Annotated in this window: 37 protein-coding genes; 4 read left to right on the forward strand and 33 right to left on the reverse strand. The window is 54.9% G+C overall.

Annotated features, from left to right (window positions below):
• Window positions 1–147: 147 nt before the first annotated feature.
• From lysS to KG007_RS03610, 4 genes are all read left to right on the forward strand, one after another.
• Window positions 148–1,872: a lysine--tRNA ligase gene (gene lysS, locus KG007_RS03595; protein ID WP_213347405.1), complete on the forward strand. Its 1,725-nt coding sequence runs from the start codon at window positions 148–150 to the stop codon at window positions 1,870–1,872.
• Between the two features lie 292 nt (window positions 1,873–2,164).
• Window positions 2,165–2,923, forward strand: coding sequence for a triose-phosphate isomerase (gene tpiA, locus KG007_RS03600; protein ID WP_195459929.1), 759 nt, complete (start codon window positions 2,165–2,167; stop codon window positions 2,921–2,923).
• Between the two features lie 81 nt (window positions 2,924–3,004).
• Complete coding sequence (locus KG007_RS03605) at window positions 3,005–4,195, forward strand: PHP domain-containing protein (protein ID WP_213347406.1); 1,191 nt, start codon at window positions 3,005–3,007, stop codon at window positions 4,193–4,195.
• A gap of 134 nt (window positions 4,196–4,329) precedes the next feature.
• Window positions 4,330–4,794, forward strand: a complete 465-nt coding sequence (locus KG007_RS03610; RefSeq protein ID WP_195459925.1) for a MaoC family dehydratase — start codon at window positions 4,330–4,332, stop codon at window positions 4,792–4,794.
• Window positions 4,795–5,006: 212 nt separating this feature from the next.
• On the opposite strand, the gene rplQ is transcribed toward KG007_RS03610, so the two are convergent.
• The 33 genes from rplQ to rpsL form a co-directional block, all read right to left on the reverse strand.
• On the reverse strand, window positions 5,007–5,609 hold the full coding sequence (gene rplQ / locus KG007_RS03615) for a 50S ribosomal protein L17 (protein WP_195459923.1): 603 nt from the start codon (window positions 5,607–5,609) through the stop codon (window positions 5,007–5,009).
• Window positions 5,610–5,611: 2 nt separating this feature from the next.
• Window positions 5,612–6,604 carry a DNA-directed RNA polymerase subunit alpha gene (locus KG007_RS03620; RefSeq protein WP_044054329.1) on the reverse strand — a complete coding sequence of 331 codons (993 nt, stop codon included), beginning with the start codon at window positions 6,602–6,604 and terminating at the stop codon, window positions 5,612–5,614.
• 23 nt (window positions 6,605–6,627) lie between these two features.
• Window positions 6,628–7,236, reverse strand: coding sequence for a 30S ribosomal protein S4 (rpsD, locus tag KG007_RS03625; RefSeq protein ID WP_195459921.1), 609 nt, complete (start codon window positions 7,234–7,236; stop codon window positions 6,628–6,630).
• A gap of 50 nt (window positions 7,237–7,286) precedes the next feature.
• Window positions 7,287–7,676, reverse strand: coding sequence for a 30S ribosomal protein S11 (rpsK, locus tag KG007_RS03630; RefSeq protein ID WP_195459919.1), 390 nt, complete (start codon window positions 7,674–7,676; stop codon window positions 7,287–7,289).
• Window positions 7,677–7,689: 13 nt separating this feature from the next.
• Entirely contained in the window at window positions 7,690–8,070 is a 381-nt protein-coding gene (gene rpsM / locus KG007_RS03635; protein ID WP_195459917.1) for a 30S ribosomal protein S13, read from the reverse strand.
• Between the two features lie 37 nt (window positions 8,071–8,107).
• Entirely contained in the window at window positions 8,108–8,224 is a 117-nt protein-coding gene (ykgO, locus tag KG007_RS03640) for a type B 50S ribosomal protein L36 (RefSeq protein WP_010262443.1), read from the reverse strand.
• Between the two features lie 18 nt (window positions 8,225–8,242).
• Complete coding sequence (gene infA, locus KG007_RS03645; RefSeq protein ID WP_195459915.1) at window positions 8,243–8,461, reverse strand: translation initiation factor IF-1; 219 nt, start codon at window positions 8,459–8,461, stop codon at window positions 8,243–8,245.
• Window positions 8,462–8,467: 6 nt separating this feature from the next.
• Window positions 8,468–9,244 (reverse strand): type I methionyl aminopeptidase, encoded by a 777-nt coding sequence (map, locus tag KG007_RS03650; protein ID WP_195459914.1) that lies wholly within the window; start codon window positions 9,242–9,244, stop codon window positions 8,468–8,470.
• Window positions 9,245–9,275: 31 nt separating this feature from the next.
• Complete coding sequence (gene secY / locus KG007_RS03655) at window positions 9,276–10,652, reverse strand: preprotein translocase subunit SecY (RefSeq protein WP_195459911.1); 1,377 nt, start codon at window positions 10,650–10,652, stop codon at window positions 9,276–9,278.
• A gap of 22 nt (window positions 10,653–10,674) precedes the next feature.
• Complete coding sequence (rplO, locus tag KG007_RS03660) at window positions 10,675–11,121, reverse strand: 50S ribosomal protein L15 (protein WP_195459910.1); 447 nt, start codon at window positions 11,119–11,121, stop codon at window positions 10,675–10,677.
• Window positions 11,122–11,147: 26 nt separating this feature from the next.
• Window positions 11,148–11,399, reverse strand: a complete 252-nt coding sequence (rpmD, locus tag KG007_RS03665; protein WP_195459908.1) for a 50S ribosomal protein L30 — start codon at window positions 11,397–11,399, stop codon at window positions 11,148–11,150.
• A gap of 14 nt (window positions 11,400–11,413) precedes the next feature.
• Window positions 11,414–11,932, reverse strand: a complete 519-nt coding sequence (rpsE, locus tag KG007_RS03670) for a 30S ribosomal protein S5 (protein WP_195459906.1) — start codon at window positions 11,930–11,932, stop codon at window positions 11,414–11,416.
• A gap of 6 nt (window positions 11,933–11,938) precedes the next feature.
• Window positions 11,939–12,301, reverse strand: coding sequence for a 50S ribosomal protein L18 (gene rplR / locus KG007_RS03675; protein ID WP_195459904.1), 363 nt, complete (start codon window positions 12,299–12,301; stop codon window positions 11,939–11,941).
• Between the two features lie 16 nt (window positions 12,302–12,317).
• On the reverse strand, window positions 12,318–12,905 hold the full coding sequence (rplF, locus tag KG007_RS03680) for a 50S ribosomal protein L6 (RefSeq protein WP_195459903.1): 588 nt from the start codon (window positions 12,903–12,905) through the stop codon (window positions 12,318–12,320).
• A gap of 25 nt (window positions 12,906–12,930) precedes the next feature.
• Window positions 12,931–13,329 carry a 30S ribosomal protein S8 gene (rpsH, locus tag KG007_RS03685; protein ID WP_195459901.1) on the reverse strand — a complete coding sequence of 133 codons (399 nt, stop codon included), beginning with the start codon at window positions 13,327–13,329 and terminating at the stop codon, window positions 12,931–12,933.
• A 751-nt stretch (window positions 13,330–14,080) separates the two neighbouring features.
• Complete coding sequence (gene rpsN / locus KG007_RS03690) at window positions 14,081–14,377, reverse strand: 30S ribosomal protein S14 (protein ID WP_044054318.1); 297 nt, start codon at window positions 14,375–14,377, stop codon at window positions 14,081–14,083.
• A gap of 3 nt (window positions 14,378–14,380) precedes the next feature.
• On the reverse strand, window positions 14,381–14,941 hold the full coding sequence (gene rplE, locus KG007_RS03695; RefSeq protein ID WP_195459900.1) for a 50S ribosomal protein L5: 561 nt from the start codon (window positions 14,939–14,941) through the stop codon (window positions 14,381–14,383).
• On the reverse strand, window positions 14,941–15,264 hold the full coding sequence (gene rplX / locus KG007_RS03700; RefSeq protein WP_195459898.1) for a 50S ribosomal protein L24: 324 nt from the start codon (window positions 15,262–15,264) through the stop codon (window positions 14,941–14,943). Before rplX ends, rplE begins: the two co-directional genes overlap by 1 nt.
• Window positions 15,265–15,284: 20 nt before the next feature.
• A complete protein-coding gene (gene rplN, locus KG007_RS03705; RefSeq protein ID WP_195459896.1) occupies window positions 15,285–15,650 on the reverse strand; it encodes a 50S ribosomal protein L14 in 366 nt (121 codons plus the stop codon).
• A 2-nt stretch (window positions 15,651–15,652) separates the two neighbouring features.
• Window positions 15,653–15,907 carry a 30S ribosomal protein S17 gene (gene rpsQ / locus KG007_RS03710; protein ID WP_009597655.1) on the reverse strand — a complete coding sequence of 85 codons (255 nt, stop codon included), beginning with the start codon at window positions 15,905–15,907 and terminating at the stop codon, window positions 15,653–15,655.
• An 11-nt stretch (window positions 15,908–15,918) separates the two neighbouring features.
• Window positions 15,919–16,110 carry a 50S ribosomal protein L29 gene (gene rpmC / locus KG007_RS03715; RefSeq protein ID WP_015547054.1) on the reverse strand — a complete coding sequence of 64 codons (192 nt, stop codon included), beginning with the start codon at window positions 16,108–16,110 and terminating at the stop codon, window positions 15,919–15,921.
• A 12-nt stretch (window positions 16,111–16,122) separates the two neighbouring features.
• The gene (gene rplP, locus KG007_RS03720; RefSeq protein WP_015547053.1) at window positions 16,123–16,551 is read right to left on the reverse strand and encodes a 50S ribosomal protein L16; all 429 of its coding nucleotides are present in this window, start codon (window positions 16,549–16,551) and stop codon (window positions 16,123–16,125) included.
• A gap of 27 nt (window positions 16,552–16,578) precedes the next feature.
• Window positions 16,579–17,400, reverse strand: a complete 822-nt coding sequence (gene rpsC, locus KG007_RS03725) for a 30S ribosomal protein S3 (RefSeq protein WP_213347407.1) — start codon at window positions 17,398–17,400, stop codon at window positions 16,579–16,581.
• Window positions 17,401–17,404: 4 nt separating this feature from the next.
• Window positions 17,405–17,821 carry a 50S ribosomal protein L22 gene (rplV, locus tag KG007_RS03730; protein WP_195459891.1) on the reverse strand — a complete coding sequence of 139 codons (417 nt, stop codon included), beginning with the start codon at window positions 17,819–17,821 and terminating at the stop codon, window positions 17,405–17,407.
• A gap of 7 nt (window positions 17,822–17,828) precedes the next feature.
• The gene (gene rpsS, locus KG007_RS03735; protein WP_195459889.1) at window positions 17,829–18,098 is read right to left on the reverse strand and encodes a 30S ribosomal protein S19; all 270 of its coding nucleotides are present in this window, start codon (window positions 18,096–18,098) and stop codon (window positions 17,829–17,831) included.
• Between the two features lie 17 nt (window positions 18,099–18,115).
• On the reverse strand, window positions 18,116–18,940 hold the full coding sequence (rplB, locus tag KG007_RS03740) for a 50S ribosomal protein L2 (RefSeq protein ID WP_195459887.1): 825 nt from the start codon (window positions 18,938–18,940) through the stop codon (window positions 18,116–18,118).
• 5 nt (window positions 18,941–18,945) lie between these two features.
• Window positions 18,946–19,236: a 50S ribosomal protein L23 gene (gene rplW, locus KG007_RS03745; RefSeq protein WP_015547048.1), complete on the reverse strand. Its 291-nt coding sequence runs from the start codon at window positions 19,234–19,236 to the stop codon at window positions 18,946–18,948.
• Between the two features lie 15 nt (window positions 19,237–19,251).
• A complete protein-coding gene (rplD, locus tag KG007_RS03750) occupies window positions 19,252–19,878 on the reverse strand; it encodes a 50S ribosomal protein L4 (RefSeq protein ID WP_195459885.1) in 627 nt (208 codons plus the stop codon).
• 1 nt (window position 19,879) lies between these two features.
• Window positions 19,880–20,494 carry a 50S ribosomal protein L3 gene (gene rplC, locus KG007_RS03755; RefSeq protein ID WP_195459883.1) on the reverse strand — a complete coding sequence of 205 codons (615 nt, stop codon included), beginning with the start codon at window positions 20,492–20,494 and terminating at the stop codon, window positions 19,880–19,882.
• Window positions 20,495–20,557: 63 nt separating this feature from the next.
• Window positions 20,558–20,863 (reverse strand): 30S ribosomal protein S10, encoded by a 306-nt coding sequence (rpsJ, locus tag KG007_RS03760; protein WP_004329464.1) that lies wholly within the window; start codon window positions 20,861–20,863, stop codon window positions 20,558–20,560.
• 9 nt (window positions 20,864–20,872) lie between these two features.
• Window positions 20,873–22,987: an elongation factor G gene (fusA, locus tag KG007_RS03765; RefSeq protein ID WP_213347408.1), complete on the reverse strand. Its 2,115-nt coding sequence runs from the start codon at window positions 22,985–22,987 to the stop codon at window positions 20,873–20,875.
• Window positions 22,988–23,002: 15 nt separating this feature from the next.
• Window positions 23,003–23,479, reverse strand: coding sequence for a 30S ribosomal protein S7 (gene rpsG, locus KG007_RS03770; protein ID WP_015547046.1), 477 nt, complete (start codon window positions 23,477–23,479; stop codon window positions 23,003–23,005).
• Between the two features lie 38 nt (window positions 23,480–23,517).
• Window positions 23,518–23,919, reverse strand: coding sequence for a 30S ribosomal protein S12 (gene rpsL, locus KG007_RS03775; protein ID WP_195459880.1), 402 nt, complete (start codon window positions 23,917–23,919; stop codon window positions 23,518–23,520).
• Window positions 23,920–23,940: the final 21 nt, after the last annotated feature.

The raw sequence follows: 23,940 nt of genomic DNA on the forward strand, positions 1-23,940 counted from the left end.
ACGATAAAACAAGAATAAACAAAAACCGGGCGCTGTTTTCCCGAACTACGGTCATAGCGTCACAGCCGATTGCGAAAAGAGTTGCTATTCTGTCCTTTTTTCACTAATTTTGCGCGGATACAAAAGCATACATCAAAAACACACGATATGGCAATCGAACTCAGCGAACAGGAACAGCTTCGCAGGCAGTCGCTCACGGCGTTGCGCGACCTGGGCATCGAACCCTACCCCGCCGCCCGTTACGAAGTGACGGCAACCGCGCGCGAAATCGCCGACAACTTCGACGACGAGAAGAAGAATTTCCAGGATATCCGCATCGCGGGCCGCATCATGTCGCGCCGCATCATGGGCAGCGCCTCGTTCTTCGAGTTGCAGGACCACACGGGCCGCATCCAGGTCTACATCCGCCGCGACGATATCTGCCCCGAAGGCGATCCGACGCTCTACAATACGGTTTTCAAAAAACTGCTGGACATCGGCGACTTCGTCGGCGTGGAAGGCTTTGCGTTCCGCACCAACACGGGCGAACTGTCGGTGCACTGCCGTAAATTCACCGTGCTGTCGAAGTCGATCCGGCCGCTGCCCGTCGTCAAGGAGAAGGACGGCAAGACGTTCGACGCCTTCACCGATCCCGAAGTACGCTACCGCCAGCGGTATTTGGACCTGATCGTCAACCCGCAGGTGAAGGACACCTTCGTACGCCGCGCCAAGATCATGGCCACGATGCGCGAGTTCTTCAACTCGAAGGGTTACATCGAAGTCGAGACCCCGATCCTGCAGCCGATTCCCGGCGGCGCTTCGGCCCGGCCGTTCATCACCCACCACAACTCGCTCGACATCGACCTCTACCTCCGTATCGCTACGGAGCTTTACCTCAAGAAGCTGATCGTCGGCGGATTCGACGGCGTCTACGAGTTCGGCAAGAACTTCCGCAACGAAGGCATGGACCGCACGCACAACCCCGAGTTCACCTGCATGGAGATTTACGTCGCCTACAAGGATTACCTTTGGATGATGGAGTTCACCGAGCAGATGCTCGAACGGGTGGCCCGCGCCGTAAACGGCACGACGGAACTGACGATCGACGGCAAGCCGATTTCGTTCAAAGCTCCGTTCCGCCGCCTGACGATGACCGACGCCATCCGCGAAAAGACCGGCTACGACATCACGGGCCAGTCGGAAGAGCAGTTGCGCGAAGCCTGCAAGCGGCTCAACGTCGAGGTCGACGAAACCTACGGCAAAGGCAAGCTCATCGACGCCATCTTCGGACAGTACTGTGAGGAGGAGCTTATCCAGCCCACCTTCATCACGGACTATCCGCGCGAGATGTCGCCCCTGTGCAAACGCCATCGTTCGAACCCCGAACTGACGGAGCGTTTCGAATTGTTCGTCAACGGCAAGGAGCTCTGCAACGCCTATTCGGAGCTGAACGACCCGATCGACCAGTTGGAGCGTTTCCAGGAGCAGCTGCGCCTCTCGGAGAAAGGCGACGACGAGGCCATGTTCATCGACATGGACTTTGTGCGCGCCTTGGAATACGGCATGCCGACCTGCTCGGGAATGGGCATCGGCATCGACCGCCTGACGATGTTCATGACCGACCAGACCTCGATCCAGGACGTGCTGTTCTTCCCGCAGATGCGCCCCGAAAAGAAAGCCGTGAACGATCCTGCGGAGGCCTACACCGCCATCGGAATCCCCGAAGAGTGGGTTCCCGTGGTCCAGAAGATGGGTTACGTCACCGTCGAATCGCTGCGCAAACTCGCCCCGGGCAAGTTCTTCAACGACCTGTGCGGATACAACAAAAAGAACAAACTCGGGCTGAAAGCCCCCTCGATCGACGAGGTGAAAAAGTGGTGCGATGCGAATTAAAAATGAAAAATTAAGAATTAAAAATTTCTAATCCCCACCCGGTTTTCGAGCAAACCGTCAGGAACTCGACCATAAAGCCTCCCCGGAGAGCTGTTTTAAAAACGGCTTTTAGACGCGGAGGGGGGGGGCTCCCGTGTATCGCAAAAAACCGGGAACATTGCGATAAAGCCCCCGCCGAGGCGGGGGTTTGGGGGTGGGTCGGAATCAGAAACACGGCGAAAGCCGCGAATGCGAGACCGGGATTCTTGCTAAACAAAGGATAGACTTATTAACATAAAAAAGAATTACAACTATGAGAAAGAAAATTGTTGCCGGCAACTGGAAGATGAACACGCTTCCCGCCGAAGGTGTTGAGCTTGCAAAAGGCATCGTTGCAGGCCGCGGCGAGGTTTGCTCGTGCGTAAACTTCATCGTTTGCCCGCCGTTCACCCACCTCTCGATGGTTGCCGAGGCCCTGAAGGGTTCGGACATCGCACTCGGCGCACAGGACTGCGCTACGGAGGCCAAAGGCGCCTACACGGGCGAGATCGCAGCTTCGATGATCGCTGCCGTAGGTTGCAAATACGTGATCCTCGGCCACTCGGAGCGCCGCCAGTACTACGGCGAGACTTCCGCTACGCTCAACAAGAAGATGGCGCAGGCTTATGCCAACGGCCTGATTCCGATCTACTGCGTAGGCGAGAACCTCGACGAGCGTGAGGCCGGCAAGCACTTCGACGTGGTGAAAGCCCAGATCGAAGAGGTGGTTTACAACCTCACCGAAGAGCAGTACAAGGAGCTGGTAATCGCTTACGAACCCGTTTGGGCCATCGGCACGGGTAAGACCGCAACGGCCGAGCAGGCACAGGAAATCCACGCTTACATCCGCAAGGTGCTGGCCGCGAAATTCGGCGCTGCTGCCCAGGAGACGGCAATCCTCTACGGCGGTTCGTGCAAGCCCTCGAATGCAGCCGAAATCTTCGCCAAGGAAGATGTGGACGGCGGCCTGATCGGCGGCGCAGCCCTCAAAGCCGAGGACTTCCTCGGAATCGGCAAAGGGTTCTCGAAATAATCCCGCAAGAACGAACAATTATCGAGAGAGGCCCCCGACAAAGGGCCTCTCTTGTTTTATCCAACGAAAACCAACCGACCCATGAAAAAACTACTGCTCCTTTCCGTCGCCCTCACTGCGATTTGCACCGCAAGCGCACAGCATTACTACACCGACGCCCACAATCCCGACATCACGCGCCACTCCGAACGCATCACCGCGCAACGCGCGGAGTTCGTACTGCCCGCAGTGAACGGCTACACGGTCTATAAGGCCGACCTGCACACCCACTCGATCTATTCCGACGGCGACTGCACGCCCGAATTCCGCGTGCGCGAAGCGTGGTACGACGGCCTGGATGTGCTGGCGATCACCGAACACGTGGAATACCGCCGCCACGAAGGCAAGATGCTCAACTTCCTGAAAGGCTATGTGCCCGAAGGCACGGAAGCCTTCAACAACAACGTCATCCGGAAGGCGGCCGACGAGCGGGGCATCCAGTCCAACCTGAACCTCCCGGTAAAACTGGCGCAGGAAACCGCCGTGAAATACGGCCTCACGATCATCCCCGGCGCCGAGATCACCCGCGAGCCTGTCGCCTACGGCCATTACAACGCCCTCTTCACCACGGATAACAACACCCTCTACGCCACCGACGCCCTGCAATCGCTCCGCAACGCCAAAGCGCAGGGAGCGCTGGTGATGCACAACCATCCGGGCTGGAGGCGCAAGAGCCTCGAACATCCCGAATTCGAGGTCAAAGCCTACGGCGAGGGGCTGATCGACGGTATCGAAATCATGAACGGCGCGGAGTTCTACCCCAAAGCCATCGCACGCGCCCATGCCCGGAACCTGTTCGTCTCGGCGAACACCGACATCCACGACGCGACGGCCGAAACCTACCGGCTTCAGGGTCATCGCCGCAACATGACGCTGATTTTCGCCCGGGACAACTCGCTCGCATCGCTGCGCGAGGCGCTCGAAGCACGCCGCACGCTGGCCTACTCGTTCGGCACGATCGCGGGCGACGAACAACTGCTGAAAGACCTCTTCACGGCATCGGTCCGTACGAAGGTACTCTACACCGACCCGAAAAACGGCCATCGCACGGTGAGCCTCACCAATGCCAGCTCGGTGGAGTACGTCCTCCGCTTTCCGGGACAGAACCCGATCGTTCTCAAGCCGTTCTCGACGCTGACGACCTCCGTGGCTCCGAACAAACCGCTCGGCTTCACCGTCGAAAACATGTGGTACTCCGAAAAGGAACATCCGCAAATCGAAATTGCACTGTAACCACGACACTGTCAAAAAATCCCGGAGCGTAAACTCCGGGATTTTCCATACCGTCCACAAGATTGTTCAAATGTAGCCCCGATGCGGCCGGGACAAACTTTTTTCGTATATTTGCAACATAGATCAAAAACACCATGAGCCAGTTAATCATCAACAATTTCGACGAATTCGCCCAGTACACCGGCCAGGAACTGGGAGTCTCCGACTACCTGAAAATCACCCAGGAGCAGATCAACCTCTTCGCCGACGCGACGCTCGACCACCAGTGGATTCACGTGGACACGGAACGAGCCAAGACGGAGAGCCCCTATAAATCGACCATTGCGCACGGTTACCTGAACCTCTCGGTACTTCCCTACCTCTGGGCGCAGGTCCTGAAGGTCAACAACGTAAAAATGCTGGTCAACTACGGCATCGAAAAACTGCGTTTCAACCAGCCCGTACTGGTCGGCAGCGAAGTCCGGTTGCGCGCCTCGCTGCTATCGCTCACCAACCTCCGCGGCATCGCCAAGGCTGAGATCAAAGTATCGCTCGAAATCAAGGATTGCCCCAAAACGGCCCTCGACGCGACAGTCGTATTCCTCTACCATTTTCAGTAGTCCGCAAAACGGATCACACAAACCCCCGGGACTGTTTACACAGTTTCGGGGTTTGTTATGCAAAGACGCCCTCTGAAACCAAAACCGATTTTTCGTCAGAGTGGTGCAGTTGCGGTGCTTAAACGAAATGTGGCGCGTATGGGTAGTACTGAAGTACGTCCCATTCGCGCCACACGAGAGCAAGTGCAAAGATGCCCTATAAAATTGAAAATTTACATTTTCTTTCCTACATTGGTCTTCTTCGCAACCTTCGGGGCAGCAACCTTTGCGCCACCCTTCGGAGCTGCGGGCTTCTTCGGAGCGGCAGCCTTCTTGGGAGCAGCCTTCTTTGCCTCGCCTTCGACTACGGTAGCCTCCTCGACAGCGTCGGTTGCCTTGGCAGCCGGCTTGCGCGAACGACGCGTCTTCGGCTTTGCCTCCGCAGCAGCAGCGGGAGTGATACCCAGCGTGTAAGGCTCGTTGAAGTCAACGAACTCGATGATGCACATGTCGGCAGCATCGCCCAGACGGAAACCGGTCTTCAGGATGCGGGTGTAACCGCCCGGACGCTCCGAGATCTTCGGGGCGATCGTACGGAACAACTCCGTAACGGCCTCTTTCTGTTTCAGGTACGAGAATACGATACGGCGCGAGTGCGTCGTGTCCTCCTTCGACTTGGTTACCAGAGGCTCGATGAAACGCTGAACGGCTTTGGCCTTGGCAACCGTCGTTTCGATGCGCTTGTGCAGGATCAGCGACGTGGCCATGTTCGAAAGCATGGCCTTGCGGTGGCCCGCCTGACGGCCCAGGTGGTTGAAATTCTTATTGTGTCTCATAATTAATCTTTGTCAAGTTTGTAGATTGATACGTCCATACCGAACTTCAGGTTGAGCGAGGTCAGCAGCTCGTCGAGCTCCGTCAGCGACTTCTTGCCGAAGTTGCGGAACTTCAGCAGGTCGTTGCGGTTCAGCTTCACGAGATCCCCCACGGTATCGACATCGGCAGCCTTCAGACAGTTCAGGGCGCGGACCGAAAGATCCTGGTCCGAGAGCTTCGTCTTCAGCAACTGACGCATGTGGAGTACATCCTCATCGAACTCTTCAGCACCGTTCGTGTCTTCCATGTTGACGGTGATCTTCTCGTCGGAGAAGAGCATGAAGTGCTGGATGAGAATCTTTGCGGCCTCTTTCAGAGCCTCTTTGGGGTGAATCGACCCGTCGGTAGTAATTTCCAAATTCAGCTTCTCGTAGTCGGTCTTCTGCTCGACACGGTAGTTCTCGATCGAGTACTTCACGTTCTTGATAGGCGTGAAGATCGAGTCGATCGGAAGCGTTCCGAACTCGCTTTCGGCGGGAGCGTTCTCCTCGGCCGGCACGTAGCCGCGGCCTTTGCCGATCGTGAGCGTCATCTGCATCTTCGTTCCCGGGGCCAGGTGACAGATCACCAAGTCGGGATTGAGGACCTTGAAGAACGACAGGTAATTCGAGATATATCCGGCAGTCAGCTCCGTAACACCCGCAACGTTAATGGATACTTTTTCGGCATCCTGATTATCGACTGTGCGGATAAAACGAACCTGCTTCAGATTGAGGATGATGTTCAACATATCCTCCATCACACCGGGGATAGCGGCAAACTCGTGATCGACACCGGCTACCTTGACAGTCGTGATTGCGTAACCCTCCAGCGAAGAGAGCAGAATACGACGCAAAGCGTTACCGACAGTCATACCGAATCCGGGCTCCAGCGGTCGGAACTCAAACTTTCCGAACGACGAAGTGGATTCAAGCATAATAACCTTCTCAGGTTTCTGGAATGCTAATATTGCCATAATAAGTGAATTTGTTTTGATTACTACTTCGAGTACAACTCGACGATGAGCTGCTCCTTGATGTTCTCGGGAATCTCCTCACGCTCGGGCTTCTGCAGGAAACGGCCGCTCATCGAGGCGTTGTCCCACTCCAACCAGGCGTAACGGCTCTTCGACGAGCCGGCCAGGGATACCGTGATCACTTCCAGGCTCTTCGACTTCTCGCGAACCGATACCACGTCACCCGCACGCAGCGAGTACGAGGGAATGTTCACGACGTTGCCGTTCACACAGATGTGGCAGTGCGAAACGAGCTGGCGGGCAGCAGCACGCGTCGGGGCGATACCCAAGCGGTAAACGACGTTGTCCAGACGGCACTCCAGCAGCTTCAGCAGGTTCTCACCCGTGATGCCGCCCATGCGCGACGCCTGGTCGTAGGTGCGCGAGAACTGCTTCTCCAGCAGGCCGTACGTGTACTTGGCCTTCTGCTTCTCGCTCAACTGCGTGCCGTACTCCGACACCTTTTTGCGCTTACGCGCCAGACCGTGCTGTCCGGGAGGATAGTTGCGCTTTTCGAGCACCTTATCCGCACCATAGATAGCTTCGCCGAATTTACGGGCGATTTTCGATTTAGGTCCTATGTATTTTCCCATTGTTCTGACTTTTTTTAAAACCTTGAAATTATCCTTAACCTATGCCTGAATTATACACGGCGGCGGTTAGGAGCACGGCAACCGTTGTGCGGCAGCGGAGTAACGTCGATGATCTCCATCACCTCGATACCTGCGCCGTGGATGGTGCGCACAGCCGACTCGCGACCAGCGCCCGGGCCCTTGACATAAACCTTCACCTTGCGAAGGCCCATATCGTAAGCGACCTTTGCGCAATCCGCCGAAGCGGTCTGTGCAGCATACGGAGTATTCTTCTTCGAACCACGGAAACCCATCTTACCGGCCGACGACCAGCTGATGACATCGCCCACCTCGTTGGTGATGGTGATGATTACGTTGTTGAAAGTGGAGTGTACATAGACATTGCCCAGTGCACTGACCTTAACAACTTTCTTTTTAACTGTTCCAGTTTTCTTTGCCATAATTCTCTAAAGATTACTTCGTTGCCTTTTTCTTGTTTGCGACAGTCTTCTTGCGGCCCTTGCGGGTACGTGCGTTGTTCTTGGTCGACTGACCGCGAACGGGAAGACCCAGACGGTGACGGATGCCGCGGTAGCAGCCGATATCCATCAGGCGCTTGATATTCAACTGGACCATCGAACGGCATTCACCCTCGACCTTCAGACCCAGGTCAGCGATCGTCGAACGGATCGCACCGACCTGGTCGTCCGACCAATCCTGTACTTTGAGATCGTAGCTGATGCCAGCGGTCTCGAGAATTTTACGAGCCGTCGAGCGACCGATACCGTAGATATAGGTCAGGCCGATCTCGCCTCTTTTGTTTTTCGGTAAATCTACACCGACTATACGTGCCATATAAATTCTTTTTCTTTTTTGACTTGTTTAAAAAACATTACCCCTGGCGCATTTTAAACTTGGGATTCTTTTTGCAAATGACGTAAAGTTTGCCTTTACGCTTTACAATCTTGCAATCCTCGCTTCTTTTCTTGATGGATGCTTTAACTTTCATGATTTTCAAGCAATCTAATTATTTGTACCGGAAAGATATACGTCCCTTCGTAAGGTCGTAGGGCGTCATCTCCACTTTCACTTTATCTCCGGGAAGGATTTTGATGTAGTGCATACGCATCTTTCCCGAGATATGGGCCGTGAGCACGTGGCCGTTGTCCAGTTCGACGCGGAACATCGCATTGGACAACGCCTCGATAATCGTACCGTCCCTTTCAATAGCAGTTTGTTTTGCCATAGAGTCTTAGTTGTTTATTGCTTTTTCGATGATACTGAAGTCCGTCAGGACATCGGGTCCCGATTTGCGGACCGCAACGGCGAACTCGAAGTGCGCCGCCGGTTTGTGGTCCCGCGTGCGGACCGTCCAGCCATCCCGTTCGAAAACCACCGCTTTGGTTCCCATGTTGATCATGGGCTCGATGCAGATGACCATGCCCTCTTTCAAGAGCGGGCCCCTGCCGCGTGCACCGTAATTGGGAACACCCGGGTCTTCGTGCATTTTCCGACCCAATCCGTGTCCCTCCAATTCGCGCACGACTCCGTAGCCGAAACTTTCGGCATACTCCTGCACGGCTGCCGACACGTCGCCTACGCGGTTGCCGGCTTTGGCCTGCGCCGTACCTTTATAAAGAGCCTCTTTGGTGACATCCATCAGCTGCCTTACTTCCCCGGCAACCTCTCCAACGGCAAACGTATATGCCGAATCACCAACAAACCCCTTCATAAACGTACCGCAATCGACCGAAACGATGTCGCCCTCTTTGAGGACGCATTTCGAGGATGGAATACCGTGAACTACCTGTTCGTTTACCGATATACACAACGAAGCGGGAAATCCCTGATATCCGAGGAAGGCAGGAACTGCTCCGTGCGCGCGGATAAAATCCTCGGCAATCGAATCCAACTCCTTGGTGGTGACACCCGGGCGGATGTGGCGACCCACCTCCGCCAGTGTCTCGGACACCAGGATGTTGTTCTCGCGGAGCAGCTCTATCTCCTCGTCTGTCTTTAAATATATCATTTCTTCGCTTAAGAACTCTTCGGAAAAACTCCTAATGACGACCCTGAATACGTCCGGTCTTCATCAGACCATCGTAATGGCGCATCAGCAGGTAGCTCTCGATCTGCTTCAGAGTGTCGAGTACCACGCCGACCATGATCAGCAGCGACGTACCTCCGTAGAAGTAGGCGAACGACTGCTGGATGCCGAGGAACTTCATCGCCAGCGCGGGCAGGATAGCCACGATCGCCAGGAAGAACGAACCCGGAAGCGTAATACGCGTCATGATGGTGTCGATGTAGTTCACGGTCTGCTTACCCGGTTTCACTCCCGGGATAAAGCCGCCGTTTCGCTTCATGTCATCGGCCATCATTTGAGGGTTGATGATAATCGCCGTGTAGAAGTAGGTGAAAGCGATTACCAGCACTGCAAGCGTAAAGTTATACCAGAAACCGGTCATCGAGCTGAAAGCAGCCGCGAAAGCCGTACCGGAGAACAGCGCCGGAATAAACATCAGAGCCTGCGCGAAGATGATAGGCATCACATTCGCAGCATTCATCTTCAAGGGGATGTACTGACGTACACCGCCATACTGTTTGTTACCGACGATACGCTTTGCATACTGTACAGGAACCTTGCGGACAGCCTGTACCAGGGCGATCGTTGCCATGAAGACAAGGAACAGCAGGATCAGCTCGAGGATCAGCATGATGGCGCTACCCGAGGCAGTCTGGAAACGGGCGTTGACCTCGGCCAACAGCGCGTGCGGAAGACGTGCCACGATACCGATCATGATGATCAGCGAGATACCGTTACCGATACCCTTGTCGGTGATCTTCTCGCCCAGCCACATGATAAACATGGTTCCGGCGATCAGGATCGTCGTCGCATAGGCAACGAAGCCGAACGAATTGCCGTAAACGAACGCGGTGGGGACCTGGTGATACAGGTTGGCGATATACGCCGGGCCCTGCAGTACCAACACACCAATCGTAAGGAAGCGTGTCCACTGGTTCATCTTGCGGCGGCCGCTCTCACCCTCCTTCTGCATTTTCTGGAAATACGGAATCATCATACCCATAAGCTGGATGATGATCGAGGCGGTGATGTACGGCATGACTCCGAGCGCGAAAATAGCGGCGTTACCGAATGCACCGCCGGAGAAGACGTTCAACAGACCCAGAAGTCCGTTGCCTTCCAACTGGCTGGCATACGCCGAACCCTCGCCCAGGGCGTTGGGGTTGATGCCCGGAATCACGACGAAACTACCCAAGCGGTAGACCAGCAGCAGTCCGATCGTGTAGATGACACGTTTACGGAGCTCCTCGATCTTGTAGATATTCTTGAGCGTTTCTACCAATTTCTTGTTGGTCGCCAAAAGAGCGATTACCACCAAAAAGACGACACCAACAACGAGATACTGATTCATAATTTTTGGGTTCTAAGGTTGCTTACAGTTTTTCGACGCTGCCTCCGGCTGCCGTGATGGCCGCTTCGGCGCTCTTCGAGAACGCATGAGCCTTGACGGCCAGCGCTTTCGAAATCGTGCCGTTGCCCAGGATCTTCACCTTGTCGTTCGACGAGATGAAACCTGCCGAAATAAGCGTGTCGACCGTAACCTCCGAAAGCGACTTCTTGGCTGCCAACTCCTCGAGCGTCGAGAGGTTGATGGCCTTGAATTCAACGCGCTTCAGGTTCGTGAAACCGAACTTGGGGAGGCGACGCTGCAGCGGCATCTGGCCACCCTCGAAGCCGAGCTTGCGCGAGTAACCCGAACGCGACTGTGCACCCTTGTGTCCACGGGTAGCCGTGCCACCGTGGCCCGAACCTGCACCGCGGCCGATTCGTTTATCGTGATGCGTTGAACCCTTTGCGGGTTTGAGATTATTGAGTTCCATTGTTTATAATCCGTTAGCTGTTAAACTTATTCTGCGGCCTGTGCAGCCTCCTCCTTGACCTCGGCCTTCTTGGCCTTCGGGGCAGCCTTCTTGACAGGGGCTACCTCTTCGACTTTGACGAGGTGCTTCACGCGCTCAATCATACCTTTGATGATTGCCGAGTCGTCGTGCTCGACGCTCGCGTTGATCTTCTTCAGACCCAGCGCGTCAAGGTTCTTGCACTGACGCTCCGTAGAGCCGATGCGGCTTTTGACCTGGGTGATTTTCAATCTTGCCATGTTCTTCTTGAGAATTAACCGTTAAACACCTTGTCCATCGAGATACCGCGCACGCGGGCAATGCTGTGGGCATCGCGCAGTTCGCACAGGGCAGCGATGGTCGCCTTTACCAGGTTGTGGGGGTTCGACGAACCCTTGCTCTTGGCAAGCACGTTCTTGATGCCCACCGACTCGAGCACGGCACGCATGGCTCCGCCGGCGATGATACCCGTACCGGGAGCGGCCGGACGAATCATCACGAGCGAACCGCTGAAACGCGACTCCTGCTTGTGGGGGATCGTACCGTTGATAACCGGGATCTTCACCAGGTTCTTCTTTGCGTCTTCCACGCCTTTGGCGATGGCCGACTGAACCTCCGAAGCCTTGCCCAGGCCGTAGCCTACGACACCGTCCTCGTTACCTACGACGACGATGGCCGAGAAACTGAACGTGCGGCCACCCTTGGTTACCTTGGTTACACGCTGAATGCTTACGAGCCGGTCCTTGAGTTCGAGGTCGCTCGTACGTACTTTCTTTATGTTGGTATTTGACATAATCGCTTAGAATTTAAGTCCGCCTTCGCGTGCTGCTTCGGCCAGCTGTTTAACTCTTCCGTGATACAGGTAGCCGTTACGGTCGAAGGCTACGACGCTGATGCCTTTGGCTGTGGCGCGCTCGGCGGCCAGTTTGCCCACCAGGGCGGCTACTTCGCACTTGTTCTTGCCTGCAACCGCTTCGGCAACCTCCTTGTCCAGCGAGGAAGCCGTAGCCAGGGTAACACCTGCGAGGTCGTCGATAAACTGTACGTAGATCTGCTTGTTGCTACGATATACAGTCATGCGAGGCTGTGAAGGCGTTCCGCTAACGATCTTGCGGATACGCATCTTGATCCTCTCTCTTCTTTCTATCTTGTTCAATGACATAACTTCAGACTATTTACTATTTAGCACCTGCTGATTTACCTGCCTTGCGACGGATCTGCTCGCCGACGAACTTGATACCCTTGCCCTTATACGGCTCCGGCTTGCGCAGCGAACGGATCTTCGCGGCAACCTGGCCTACGAGCTGCTTGTCGATCGACTTGAGCGTTACGATAGGATTGCCCTTCTTCTCGGTAACGGCCGTAGCGGTCACCTCTTTGGGCAGAAGGAAATGCGTATCGTGCGAATAGCCGAGGCTCATTTCGAGCACCTGGCCCTTCACTTCGGCCTTGAAACCGACACCTACGAGTTCCTGTTTGATTTCATAGCCCTTCGATACACCGACAACCATGTTGTTGATCAGTGCGCGGTACAGACCGTGCAGCGAACGATGGCGGGGCTGGTTGGTGGGACGGGACACCAGAACGGCAGGAACTTCCTTGTTCGTGTGAATGTCCATGTGCGTGCCGACCTCTACCTTGATATCCGAGTCCACTTTCTGGCTCAGCGTCCCGAGTGGCCCTTTCACGCTTACCGTATTGTCGGCAGCCACCTCTACGGTAACGCCGGCAGGCAGGGTTACAGGTAATTTACCAATTCTTGACATTGTGTTGTTCTTTAATAATTTGCGATTAGTAGATGTAGCACAGTACCTCACCACCCACATTTTCCTTGCGGGCCCGAGCGTCGGTCATGATACCTTTCGACGTGGAGATGATGGCGATGCCCAGTCCGTTGAGAACGCGGGGCATGTCCGAAACCGAAACATACTGACGCAGACCCGGGCGGCTGACGCGCTTGAGGTCCTTGATAGCATTGGTCTTGGTGGCAGCATCCCACTTCAGAGCGATTTTGATCGACGGGTGACCTTTCTCGTCCTTGTCGAATTTGTAAGCGAGAATATAACCCTGCTCATAGAGGATCTTGGTCATCTCCTGCTTAATTTTTGAACCGGGAGCTTCAACCACTTTGTGGTTGGCTTTCACCGCGTTTCTAATTCTGGTCAGAAAGTCCGCAATAGGATCAGTCATAACGAATAGAAGTTAAAAATTAATAATTGGTTTGTTTTTTATTATTCTGGCTTTCAGCAAATTAGCTCACCACCAATCGCTTTACAGCCTTTTTGCCCGTCCCCCGTTCGCATACGCACACGAGGGTACAAAGCGCGCAAATATACGCATTATTTCCCAAACGGCCAAGTTATCGCCTGATTTTTAGCGATTTTAGCGTTACCTCCGGAATGCAGACAATGTTAGCACCCAATGTTGCTAACATGTATCTGCACAAAATTTCCTTTCGGCAACCGCCCTTCGGTTCTTCCGGCACGGCATCCGCCGCACTTTCGGGTCCGATTCCAGCCCTTCGGGCCTGAGCCCGGAACGTCATATGCGTCCCTGCGTCAGCCCTCCGTTCCGGCAGCCTCCGGCCTCTACTTCCGCTGCATTGCGCAACTTCGGTATCACCCTTCCGACTGAGCCTTCCGGCATCCGCCCGGCTGCTTGCGCAACTCCGGCATCGGCCTCCGGCCCCTGGTCCGAGAAATTTGTAACCAAGTGTCCAACCTTTCGTTACGCCCCACATATCGGGAAGTTACCGCTTGCGGCGGCACTTTCCCCGATACTGTGACGTATCTACCGGGTTATACACCCCTATCAGCTCCACTTCCTTTGGAGAGACATGCTCCCCACAGGCTCGACACCTTCCGGAAGGTGGAACATATTCGAGTTGCCGGGTCCGGTTCCGGGATCCGCATACACGCATCCCCTCGCCGCACCCCGGCGACTACCAGCTAGCTTTCGTAACGCCCGGGATCAGACCCTTCGAGGCCATTTCGCGGAACTGGATACGGCTGATGCCGAACAGGCGAATATAGCCCTTGGGACGACCCGTGATCTTGCAGCGGTTGTGCTGGCGAATGGGATTCGAGTTGCGGGGCAGCTTCGCAAGCGCCTGCCATGCCTCTTCGTGATCCATCTCACCGCTCTTCACCTTGGCAGCGATCTCCTCGCGCTTGTGAGCATAGCGGTTTGCGAGCTTCGCACGCTTCACCTCGCGGGCCTTCATCGATTCTTTTGCCATAGCTTATTGATTCTTTTTAGCGTTTTTGAAAGGAAGACCGAACTCGCGGAGCAGGGCATAAGCCTCCTCGTCGGTTTTGGCCGTCGTTACGAACGTAATCTCCATGCCGAAGATCTTGGTGATCTTGTCGATGTCGATTTCCGGGAAGATGATCTGCTCGGTGATACCCAGGGTGTAGTTGCCCTGGCCGTCGAACTTTTCATTGATACCCTTGAAGTCGCGGATACGCGGCAGAGCCACGGCGATCAGACGCTCCAGGAACTCGTACATCTTCGTATCGCGCAGCGTCACGCGCACGCCGATAGGCATGCCCTTACGCAGCTTGAAGTTCGAGATGTCCTTGCGCGAGCGGGTCTGAACGGCCTTCTGGCCGGTGATTGTCGTCAGCTCGGCTTCAGCCACGTCGATAAGTTTCTTATCGGCGACGGCCTGGCCCATACCCTGGTTGATTACGATCTTTTCGAGCTTCGGGCACTGCATAATGCTCGAGTAACCGAACTCCTTCATAAGGGCAGGCTTGATCTGCTCCTTATACTGTGTCTTGAGTGTAGGTACGTATCCCATTATTTGATCTCCTCCCCTGACTTTTTAGCGAAACGAACTAATTTACCTTTTGCATCCGTCTTGCGGCCGACCTTGGTAGGCTTGCCCGACTTGGGATCGATGAGCATGAGGTTCGAAACGTGAATCGGAGCCTCTTTCTCGACGATGCCTCCCTGGGGATTCTGTGCATTGGGCTTCGTGGCCTTCTTGCAGAGGTTCACACCTTCGACGATGGCACGCTGCTTCGAAACCTCGACCTTCAGGACTTTGCCCGTCTGGCCTTTGCTGTCACCGGCGATGACCTGAACCTGATCCCCTTTCTTAATATGTAATTTCATTGACATATCCGAAATAGTTTTTATGATTACAATACTTCGGGTGCGAGGGAGATAATCTTCATATACTGGTCACGCAGCTCGCGAGCTACGGGGCCGAATATACGAGTACCGCGCATTTCACCCTGGTTGTTAAGCAGCACCACGGCGTTGTCGTCGAAACGAATGTACGAACCGTTGGCACGTCTGATTTCCTTCGTGGTTCTTACGACTACAGCCTTCGATACGGCGCCCTTCTTGACTTCGCCCGAGGGAGTCGCGCTCTTGACAGCCACGACGATCTTATCGCCGATGGATGCGTAGCGACGTTTCGTGCCGCCGAGCACCCGGATGCAGAGGACCTCCTTCGCACCGCTGTTATCAGCTACAATGAGTCTACTTTCCTGTTGTATCATAACTACTTAGCTCTTTCAATGATTTGTACTAATCTCCAACGCTTGGTCTTGCTCAGCGGGCGGGTTTCCATGATGCGTACGGTATCGCCCTCCTTGCAGGTCTCGTCGAGCGACTCGGCCACAAACTTCGTCGTCTTGTTCACGAACTTGCCGTAGATAGGATGCTTCACCTTACGTGCTACTGCAACCACAATGGTCTTTTCCATCTTGTTGCTGACAACCACACCGATACGCTCTTTTCTAAGATTTCTTTCCATAGTTGTTCTCGTTATTTAGCGTTTTTTTGACGCAGAACGGTCAGCATGCGAGCTATATCTCTGCGGTTCTTCTTAATGATCGACGGGTTCTCGACGGGAGACACTGCGTGCTGCACCTTCAGCTTTGCGAGCTGGGCCTTTTCGGTCTCGATGCGCTCCTGCAGGTCCTTTGTCGAAATATCCTTGATTTCTGCACTTTTCATTTTGTGTATCCCTTAAATTGTGGTTTCGACGTAGTCACGTCTTACGATAAACTTGGTGGTAATAGGCAGCTTCTGAGCACCCAGGCGCAGCGCTTCCTGAGCAACTGCCAGGGGCACACCCTCTGCCTCGAAAAGAATACGTCCGGGCGTAACAGGCGCCACGAAGCCTTCGGGATTACCTTTACCCTTACCCATACGCACCTCGGCGGGCTTCTTCGTGATGGGTTTGTCGGGGAAGATGCGGATCCACAACTGACCTTCACGCTTCATGTAACGCGTAATGGCTTGACGTGCCGCCTCTATCTGACGACCCGTGATCCAGGTCGATTCAAGTGCCTTGATTGCGAACGATCCGTATGCAAGCTGGTTACCTCTCTGAGCGATACCCTTCATACGGCCTTTCTGCATTCTTCTAAATTTGGTCTTTTTCGGCTGTAACATGTTAGTTCTGCTTTAAAAAGGTCCTACTTACTGATTGTTATTGCGACGGTCCCCACCACGGCGGTCCCCACCACGGCGGTCGCCACCGCGACGGTCTCCGCCACGACGGTCGCCACCACGGCGGTCTCCGCCACGACGGTCGCCACCACGGCGATCACCACGCTCACCGCGGTCGCCCGAAGGAGCCTGCGCCGAAGCGCCTGCGATTTCGAACAGGTCGCGCTGACCGTATACGATTCCCTGGCAGATCCAGACTTTCACGCCCAGGATACCCACTTTCGTGAGCGCCTCGGTCAGGCAGTAGTCGATGTCTGCGCGGAACGTGTGCAGCGGAATACGTCCTTCCTTGATCGTCTCCGTACGGGCCATCTCGGCGCCGCCTACACGGCCGGCAACCTGGATTTTGATACCCTCGGCGCCCATGCGCATGGTCGAAGCCACGGCCGTCTTCACGGCACGGCGGAACGATACGCGGCCCTCGAGCTGACGGGCGATGTTCTGGCCTACGATGACGGCATCCACCTCGGGACGCTTTACCTCGAAGATGTTGATCTGGATCTCCTTGCCGGTGAGCTTCTTCAGCTCCTCCTTCAGTTTGTCGACCTCCTGGCCGCCCTTGCCGATGATGATGCCCGGGCGAGCCGTCGAAATCGTAACCGTGACAAGTTTCAGCGTGCGCTCGATGATGATCTTCGAGATGCTAGCCTTCGCCAGACGGACATTCAGATACTTGCGGATCTTGGCGTCCTCGACGAGTTTGTCGGAGAAATCCTTGCCTCCGAACCAGTTGGAATCCCAACCGCGGATGATACCAAGACGATTTGCTATCGGATTAACTTTTTGTCCCATCTGATTACTTGTTTTCTTTTTCTACGATTACCATTTTGTCAACTACGATCGTTACGTGGTTCGAACGCTTGCGGATACGGTGTGCGCGACCCTGGGGCGCTGCCTGAATACGCTTCAGCATGCGGCCGCCGTCGACGAATACCTCTTTAACGCAGAGTTTCGTGTCCTCCAGACGCTCCGACTCGTTCTTGGTCTCCCAGTTGGCAATCGCCGACTTGAGGAGTTTCTCCATCCGGATCGACGCTTCCTTCTTCGAGTAACGAAGGATACCCAGAGCCTTGTTGATTTCCACACCGCGGATGATGTCGGCCACCAGGCGCATCTTGCGGGGAGAGGTCGGGCAATCACGCAGAACGGCGATAGCCTTCTGCTTCTTCTCAGCCTTTAACTGTTCGGCTTTATTTGCTTTTCTTGCACCCATTTTCTACCTATTTTTTCTTGTTACCTGAGTGACCGCGGAAGTTACGCGTGGGAGCAAACTCACCGAGTTTGTGTCCTACCATGTTCTCTGTTACGTACACCGGAATAAATTTGTTTCCGTTGTGGACGGCTACCGTCTGACCTACGAAGTCAGGGGAGATCATACTTGCTCGCGACCATGTCTTAATTACCGACTTTTTATTTCCTTCGGCCTGAGCGACGATCTTCGCTTCCAGCTTGGGGTCGATAAACGGTCCTTTTTTTAATGAACGGCTCATTATGTACTCTTATTTAATTATTTTTTCTTCTTGGAAATAATAAACTTCGAGGTCGTCTTCTTCGGGTTACGAGTCTTATAACCCTTGGCAAGCAGACCCTTGCGCGAACGCGGGTGACCACCCGACGCACGGCCTTCGCCACCACCCATCGGGTGATCCACCGGGTTCATAACGACACCGCGGTTGCGAGGACGGCGACCGAGCCAACGCTCACGTCCTGCCTTACCCGAGCTTTCGAGGCTGTGGTCGACGTTCGACACAACACCCACCGTAGCACGGCAAGTTACGAGTACCATACGAGTCTCGCCCGAAGGCAGCTTGATGATCGCGAATTTGCCTTCGCGAGCCAGCAGCTGGGCGTAGGAACCGGCCGAACGTGCCATGGCGGCGCCCTGACCGGGGTAGAGTTCAATGTTGTGGACAACCGTACCCAGGGGAATCTCGCTCAGGAAGAGCGTATTTCCGACTTCGGGAGCAACGCCTGCGCCGCTCATTACGGTCTGGCCCACCTGGAGTCCGTTGGGTGCGATGATGTAGCTCTTCTCACCGTCGGCATATGCCAGGAGTGCAATGCGTGCGGTACGATTCGGGTCGTACTCGATCGACTTTACAGTTGCAGCGATGCCATCTTTCGAGCGTTTGAAGTCGACGTTACGATACATCTGCTTGTGACCGCCGCCGATGTAGCGGACCGTCATTTTGCCGTCACTGTTACGTCCACCCGAGCTCTTCTTGGGGCTGAGCAGCGATTTCTCCGGTTTGTTCGTCGTGATTTCGTCGAACGTGCCGATAATCTTATGTCTCGTACCTGCGGTTACAGGTTTAAATTTTCTTACTGCCATCTTCGTTAGATATTACTGTAAAAATCGATCTTGTCTCCATCCTTCAAGGTGACGATAGCCTTCTTGAAGTTGTTAGCGCGACCCTCAAGCAGGCCGGCTTTGGTATAGCGGCTCTTGAGTTTGCCCATGTAGTTCACGGTGTTCACGTCCGTAACGACGACGTTGTACATCTGCTCTACGGCATTGCGAATCTGCAGCTTGTTAGCCCTCACGTCAACGATAAAACCGTAGCGATTCAACTTTTCGCCCTGAATCGTCATTTTCTCGGTCAAAACCGGCTTAATAATAATGTCCATTGTAACTATGCGTTTTTAAGCTAACATCGTATTCAATACATTCTCGGCGCCTTCCACCAACACGATGGCCGATGCGTTCATCACGTCGTAAGTGCAGACGTTCTGAGCCAGCACAGGCTTCACGTAAGGCAGGTTGCGGCACGACAGCTGGAGGTTTACATTCGATTCGGGAAGAATCAGCAGAACCTTCTTGTCGTCAACCTTGAGAGCCTCGGCCAGAGCCACGACCGACTTGGTCTTGGGAGCCTCCATCGAGATCGTCTCGACGATGCTGATCGAACCGGCCTGGGCCTTGTAGGTCAGCGCGCTGCGGCGAGCCAGCTGCTTGAGCTTCTTGTTGAGCTTGAAGCTGTAATCGCGGGGCTGGGGACCGAAGATACGGCCGCCACCCGGGAACAGGGGCGACTTGATGCTGCCTGCACGGGCGCCGCCTGTGCCTTTCTGGCGCTTGAGCTTGCGGGTCGAACCGGCAACTTCGTTGCGCTGCTTCGACTTGTGCGTGCCCTGACGCTGGTCAGCGAGATACTGCTTCACGTCGAGGTAAATAGCGTGGTCATTAGCCTCCACGCCGAAGACAGCATCCGAAAGGACTACCTTACGACCCGTCTCTTTTCCTTGTGTGTTTAATACAGCTAATTCCATACTATTTTTCAATCGTTAAATAAGCACCTTTTGCTCCCGGAATCGACCCTTTCACGAGGATCAGGTTGCTTTCGGGAATTACTTTCAATACACGCAGGTTGAGAACCTTCACCTGCTCACCGCCCATCTGGCCGGGCAAACGCTTGCCCTTGAAGACGCGCGAAGGATAGGACGATGCGCCCAGCGAACCCGGCTTGCGGGCACGGTTGTGCTGGCCGTGAGTCTGGCCGCCGACGCCGCCGAAGCCATGACGCTTCACTACGCCCTGAAAACCTTTTCCTTTCGAAATCCCGGTCACGTCTACCCAGTCCTCCTCCGAGAAGAGGTCTACGGTCAGCGTGTCGCCGAGATTCACTTCGGGCATGTCCTTGAATTCCGCAAGTTTGCGTTTCGGGGTCGTGCCGGCTTTCTTGAAGTGACCTAACAAACTGCTGGTGGCGTGCTTTTCACTTGTCTCGTCATAGGCAATCTGAACCGCCTCGTAGGTATCCTTCTCGACGGTCTTGATTTGCGTAACAACGCACGGTCCAGCCTCAATGACAGTGCATGGTATGTTCTTACCCTCGGCACTGTAAACGGAAGTCATTCCGATTTTCTTTCCAATAAGTCCTGACATTTGTTGTCAAATTGTTTGTTATAAATAAAAAAGTGATCTTTCGTTAGATGGTCATCGATCCTATCACACTTTGATCTCTACCTCAACACCCGAGGGAAGCTCCAGTTTCATCAGCGCGTCGATCGTTTTGGGCGTCGACGAGTAGATGTCGAGGATACGCTTGAAGGTGCAGAGCTGGAACTGCTCGCGGGCTTTCTTGTTGACAAAAGTCGAGCGGTTGACCGTAAAAATCTGCTTGTGCGTGGGAAGGGGCACCGGGCCGCTTACGACGGCGCCCGTGCTCTTCACAGTCTTCACAATCTTCTCGGCCGATTTGTCCACGAGATTGTGATCGAATGACTTTAACTTGATTCTAATCTTCTGGTTCATATTGTTTGCTTATTCTATATCCTTACGTTTACCACTCGCTTTCTCGATGATCTCCTTAGCCAGGTTGGCAGGAACCTCCTCGAAGTGCGAGAACTCCATGGACGAGGTTGCGCGGCCCGACGAAATCGTACGCAGCACGGTTACATAGCCGAACATCTCCGACAGGGGGACTTTGGCTTTCACCACGCGGGCAGTACCCTTCGACTCCATGCCGGTAACCTGTCCGCGGCGCTTGTTCAGGTCGCCGATAACGTCACCCATGTTCTCCTCGGGGGTCACGACCTCCACGGACATGATAGGCTCCATAATCACCGAACCGGCCTTGGGGGCTGCTGCACGGTAACCGTTGCGGGCTGCGATCTCGAACGACAACTGGTCGGAGTCCACGGGGTGGAACGAACCGTCCTTCAGCGTAATCTTCATCGAGTCCATCTTGTAGCCGGCCAATGCACCGTTGGTCATCGCCGAAGCGAAGCCTTTCTGCACGGCGGGGATAAACTCCTTGGGGATGTTACCGCCCTTCACCTCGTCGACAAACGTAAGGCCCATGGCGCCGTCGTCGGCGGGACCGATCTCGAAGATGATGTCGGCAAACTTACCGCGACCACCGGTCTGCTTCTTGAAGACCTCGCGGTGCTGAACCGTCTTGGTGAGCGACTCCTTGTAGTTAACCTGGGGAGCGCCCTGGTTGATCTCCACGCCGAACTCGCGACGCAGACGGTCGACGATGATGTCGAGGTGAAGCTCACCCATGCCGCTGATCACCGTCTGGCCCGAATCCTCGTCGGTGTGAACCGTGAAGGTGGGGTCCTCCTCAGCCAGCTTGCCCAGGGCGATGCCGAGCTTGTCGAGGTCCTTCTGGGTCTTGGGTTCTACGGCCAGGCCGATAACCGGCTCGGGGAAGGTCATCTGCTCCAGAACGATAGGTGCGTTCTCGGCGCAGAGCGTGTCGCCCGTGCGGATTTCCTTGAAACCTACGGCTGCGCAGATGTCGCCGGCGCCGACAGTCTCCATCGGATTCTGCTGCTTGGCGTGCATCTGGTAGATGCGGCTGATACGCTCGCGCTTGCCGCTGCGTGCGTTGAGCACGTAGGAACCTGCATCGAGCTTACCCGAATAAACGCGCACGAAAGCCAGGCGGCCTACGAACGGGTCGGTAGCGATCTTGAACGCGAGGCCGCAGAACGGATCGCTCTCCGAAGCGTTGCGCGTCTCCTCCTTGTCGGTCTTGGGGTTGATACCCGTAACAGCGGGTACGTCCAGCGGCGAAGGCAGGAAAGCCATCACATAGTCGAGCAGTTTCTGTACGCCCTTGTTGTGGAACGACGAACCGCAGAGCATCGGAACGATCTGCATCGAGATCGTCGCCTTGCGGATTGCGGCGAGCAGTTCCTCCGGGGTGATCGAATCGGGATCCTCGAAGAACTTCTCCATCAGCGCATCGTCGGTCGAAGCGACCTCCTCGATGAGTTTGGCGCGCCACTCGGCGGCCTCTTCCTTCATCGACGCGGGAATCTCCTTCAACTCGAAGTTGTCGCGGACGCCCTTGTCGTCGTAGTAATAGATAGCGTTATTATATATAAGGTCTACCAGTCCTTCGAACTTGTCTTCGGCGCCGATAGGCAGAACGACCGGCAGGGCCAGCGCTCCGAAGTGCTCTTTGATCTGCGCGCAAACGGCCAGGAAGTCGGCGCCCGTACGGTCCATCTTGTTGACGTAACCGATACGGGGAACGTTGTACTTGTCAGCCTGACGCCATACGGTCTCCGACTGGGGCTCTACGCCGCCTACGGCACAGAACGTAGCGACAGCGCCGTCCAGCACGCGCAGCGAACGCTCCACCTCGACCGTGAAGTCGACGTGTCCCGGGGTATCGATCAGGTTGATCTGATACTGTTCGCCCTTGTAGTTCCAGAAGGCGGTCGTTGCGGCCGAGGTAATCGTGATGCCGCGCTCCTGCTCCTGGACCATCCAGTCCATCGTAGCGCCGCCTTCGTGTACCTCACCGATTTTGTGGGTTTTACCCGTGTAGAAAAGGATGCGCTCCGACGTGGTGGTTTTACCGGCATCGATGTGAGCCATGATACCGATATTACGAGTATATTTTAAATCTCTTGTTGCCATCTGTCAGTCTCCTTATTAGAATCTAAAGTGTGCGAATGCCTTGTTGGCTTCGGCCATGCGGTGCATCTCCTCCTTACGTTTGAAGGCTGCGCCCTGCTGGTTGTAGGCATCCAGTATTTCTGCTGAGAGTTTGTCTGCCATCGTCTTGCCGGCGCGCTTGCGGGAATAGAGGACAAGGTTTTTCATGGAAATAGAAATCTTGCGCTCCGGACGAACCTCCATCGGAACCTGGAACGTTGCGCCACCGATACGCTTCGATTTTACTTCGACTTGGGGCGTGATGTTCTCAAGGGCCTGTTTCCAGACTTCCAGCGGAGATTTATCAGCATCCTTCATCTTCTTGCCGACGATTTCGAGCGAGTCGTAGAAAATCGTGTAGGCAATACTCTTCTTACCATCCAGCATGAGGTTGTTCACGAAACGGGTCACAGCCACGTCTCCGAACTTCGGATCCGGAAGTAGAATTCGCTTTTTTGGCTTAGCTTTTCTCATTGTATTTGCTAAAAATTAATTTGGTCTTGGTAGAACTTTTATTTCTTCTTTGCAGGTGCTGCTGCTCCTGCCTTGGGGCGTTTTGCACCGTACTTCGAACGACGCTGGCGACGTCCGTCGACGCCTGCCGAGTCGAGTGCACCGCGCACCAGGTGATAACGTACACCGGGGAGGTCCTTTACACGACCGCCGCGGACGAGCACGATCGAGTGCTCCTGCAAGTTGTGGCCTTCTCCGGGGATGTAGGCGTTGACCTCCTTGCCGTTGGTCAATCTTACACGTGCTACCTTACGCATTGCCGAGTTCGGCTTCTTCGGGGTCGTCGTGTACACACGCGTACATACGCCTCGGCGCTGGGGACACGCGGCCAGTGCGGGAGACTTCGACTTGTCCTCCATCTTCACGCGGCCGTTTCTCACTAACTGTTGAATAGTTGGCATTTCTAAAACTGTCCTTTAATT

It is taken from the genome of Alistipes montrealensis, assembly GCF_018362775.1.
Classification (GTDB): Bacteria; Bacteroidota; Bacteroidia; order Bacteroidales; family Rikenellaceae; genus Alistipes; species Alistipes montrealensis.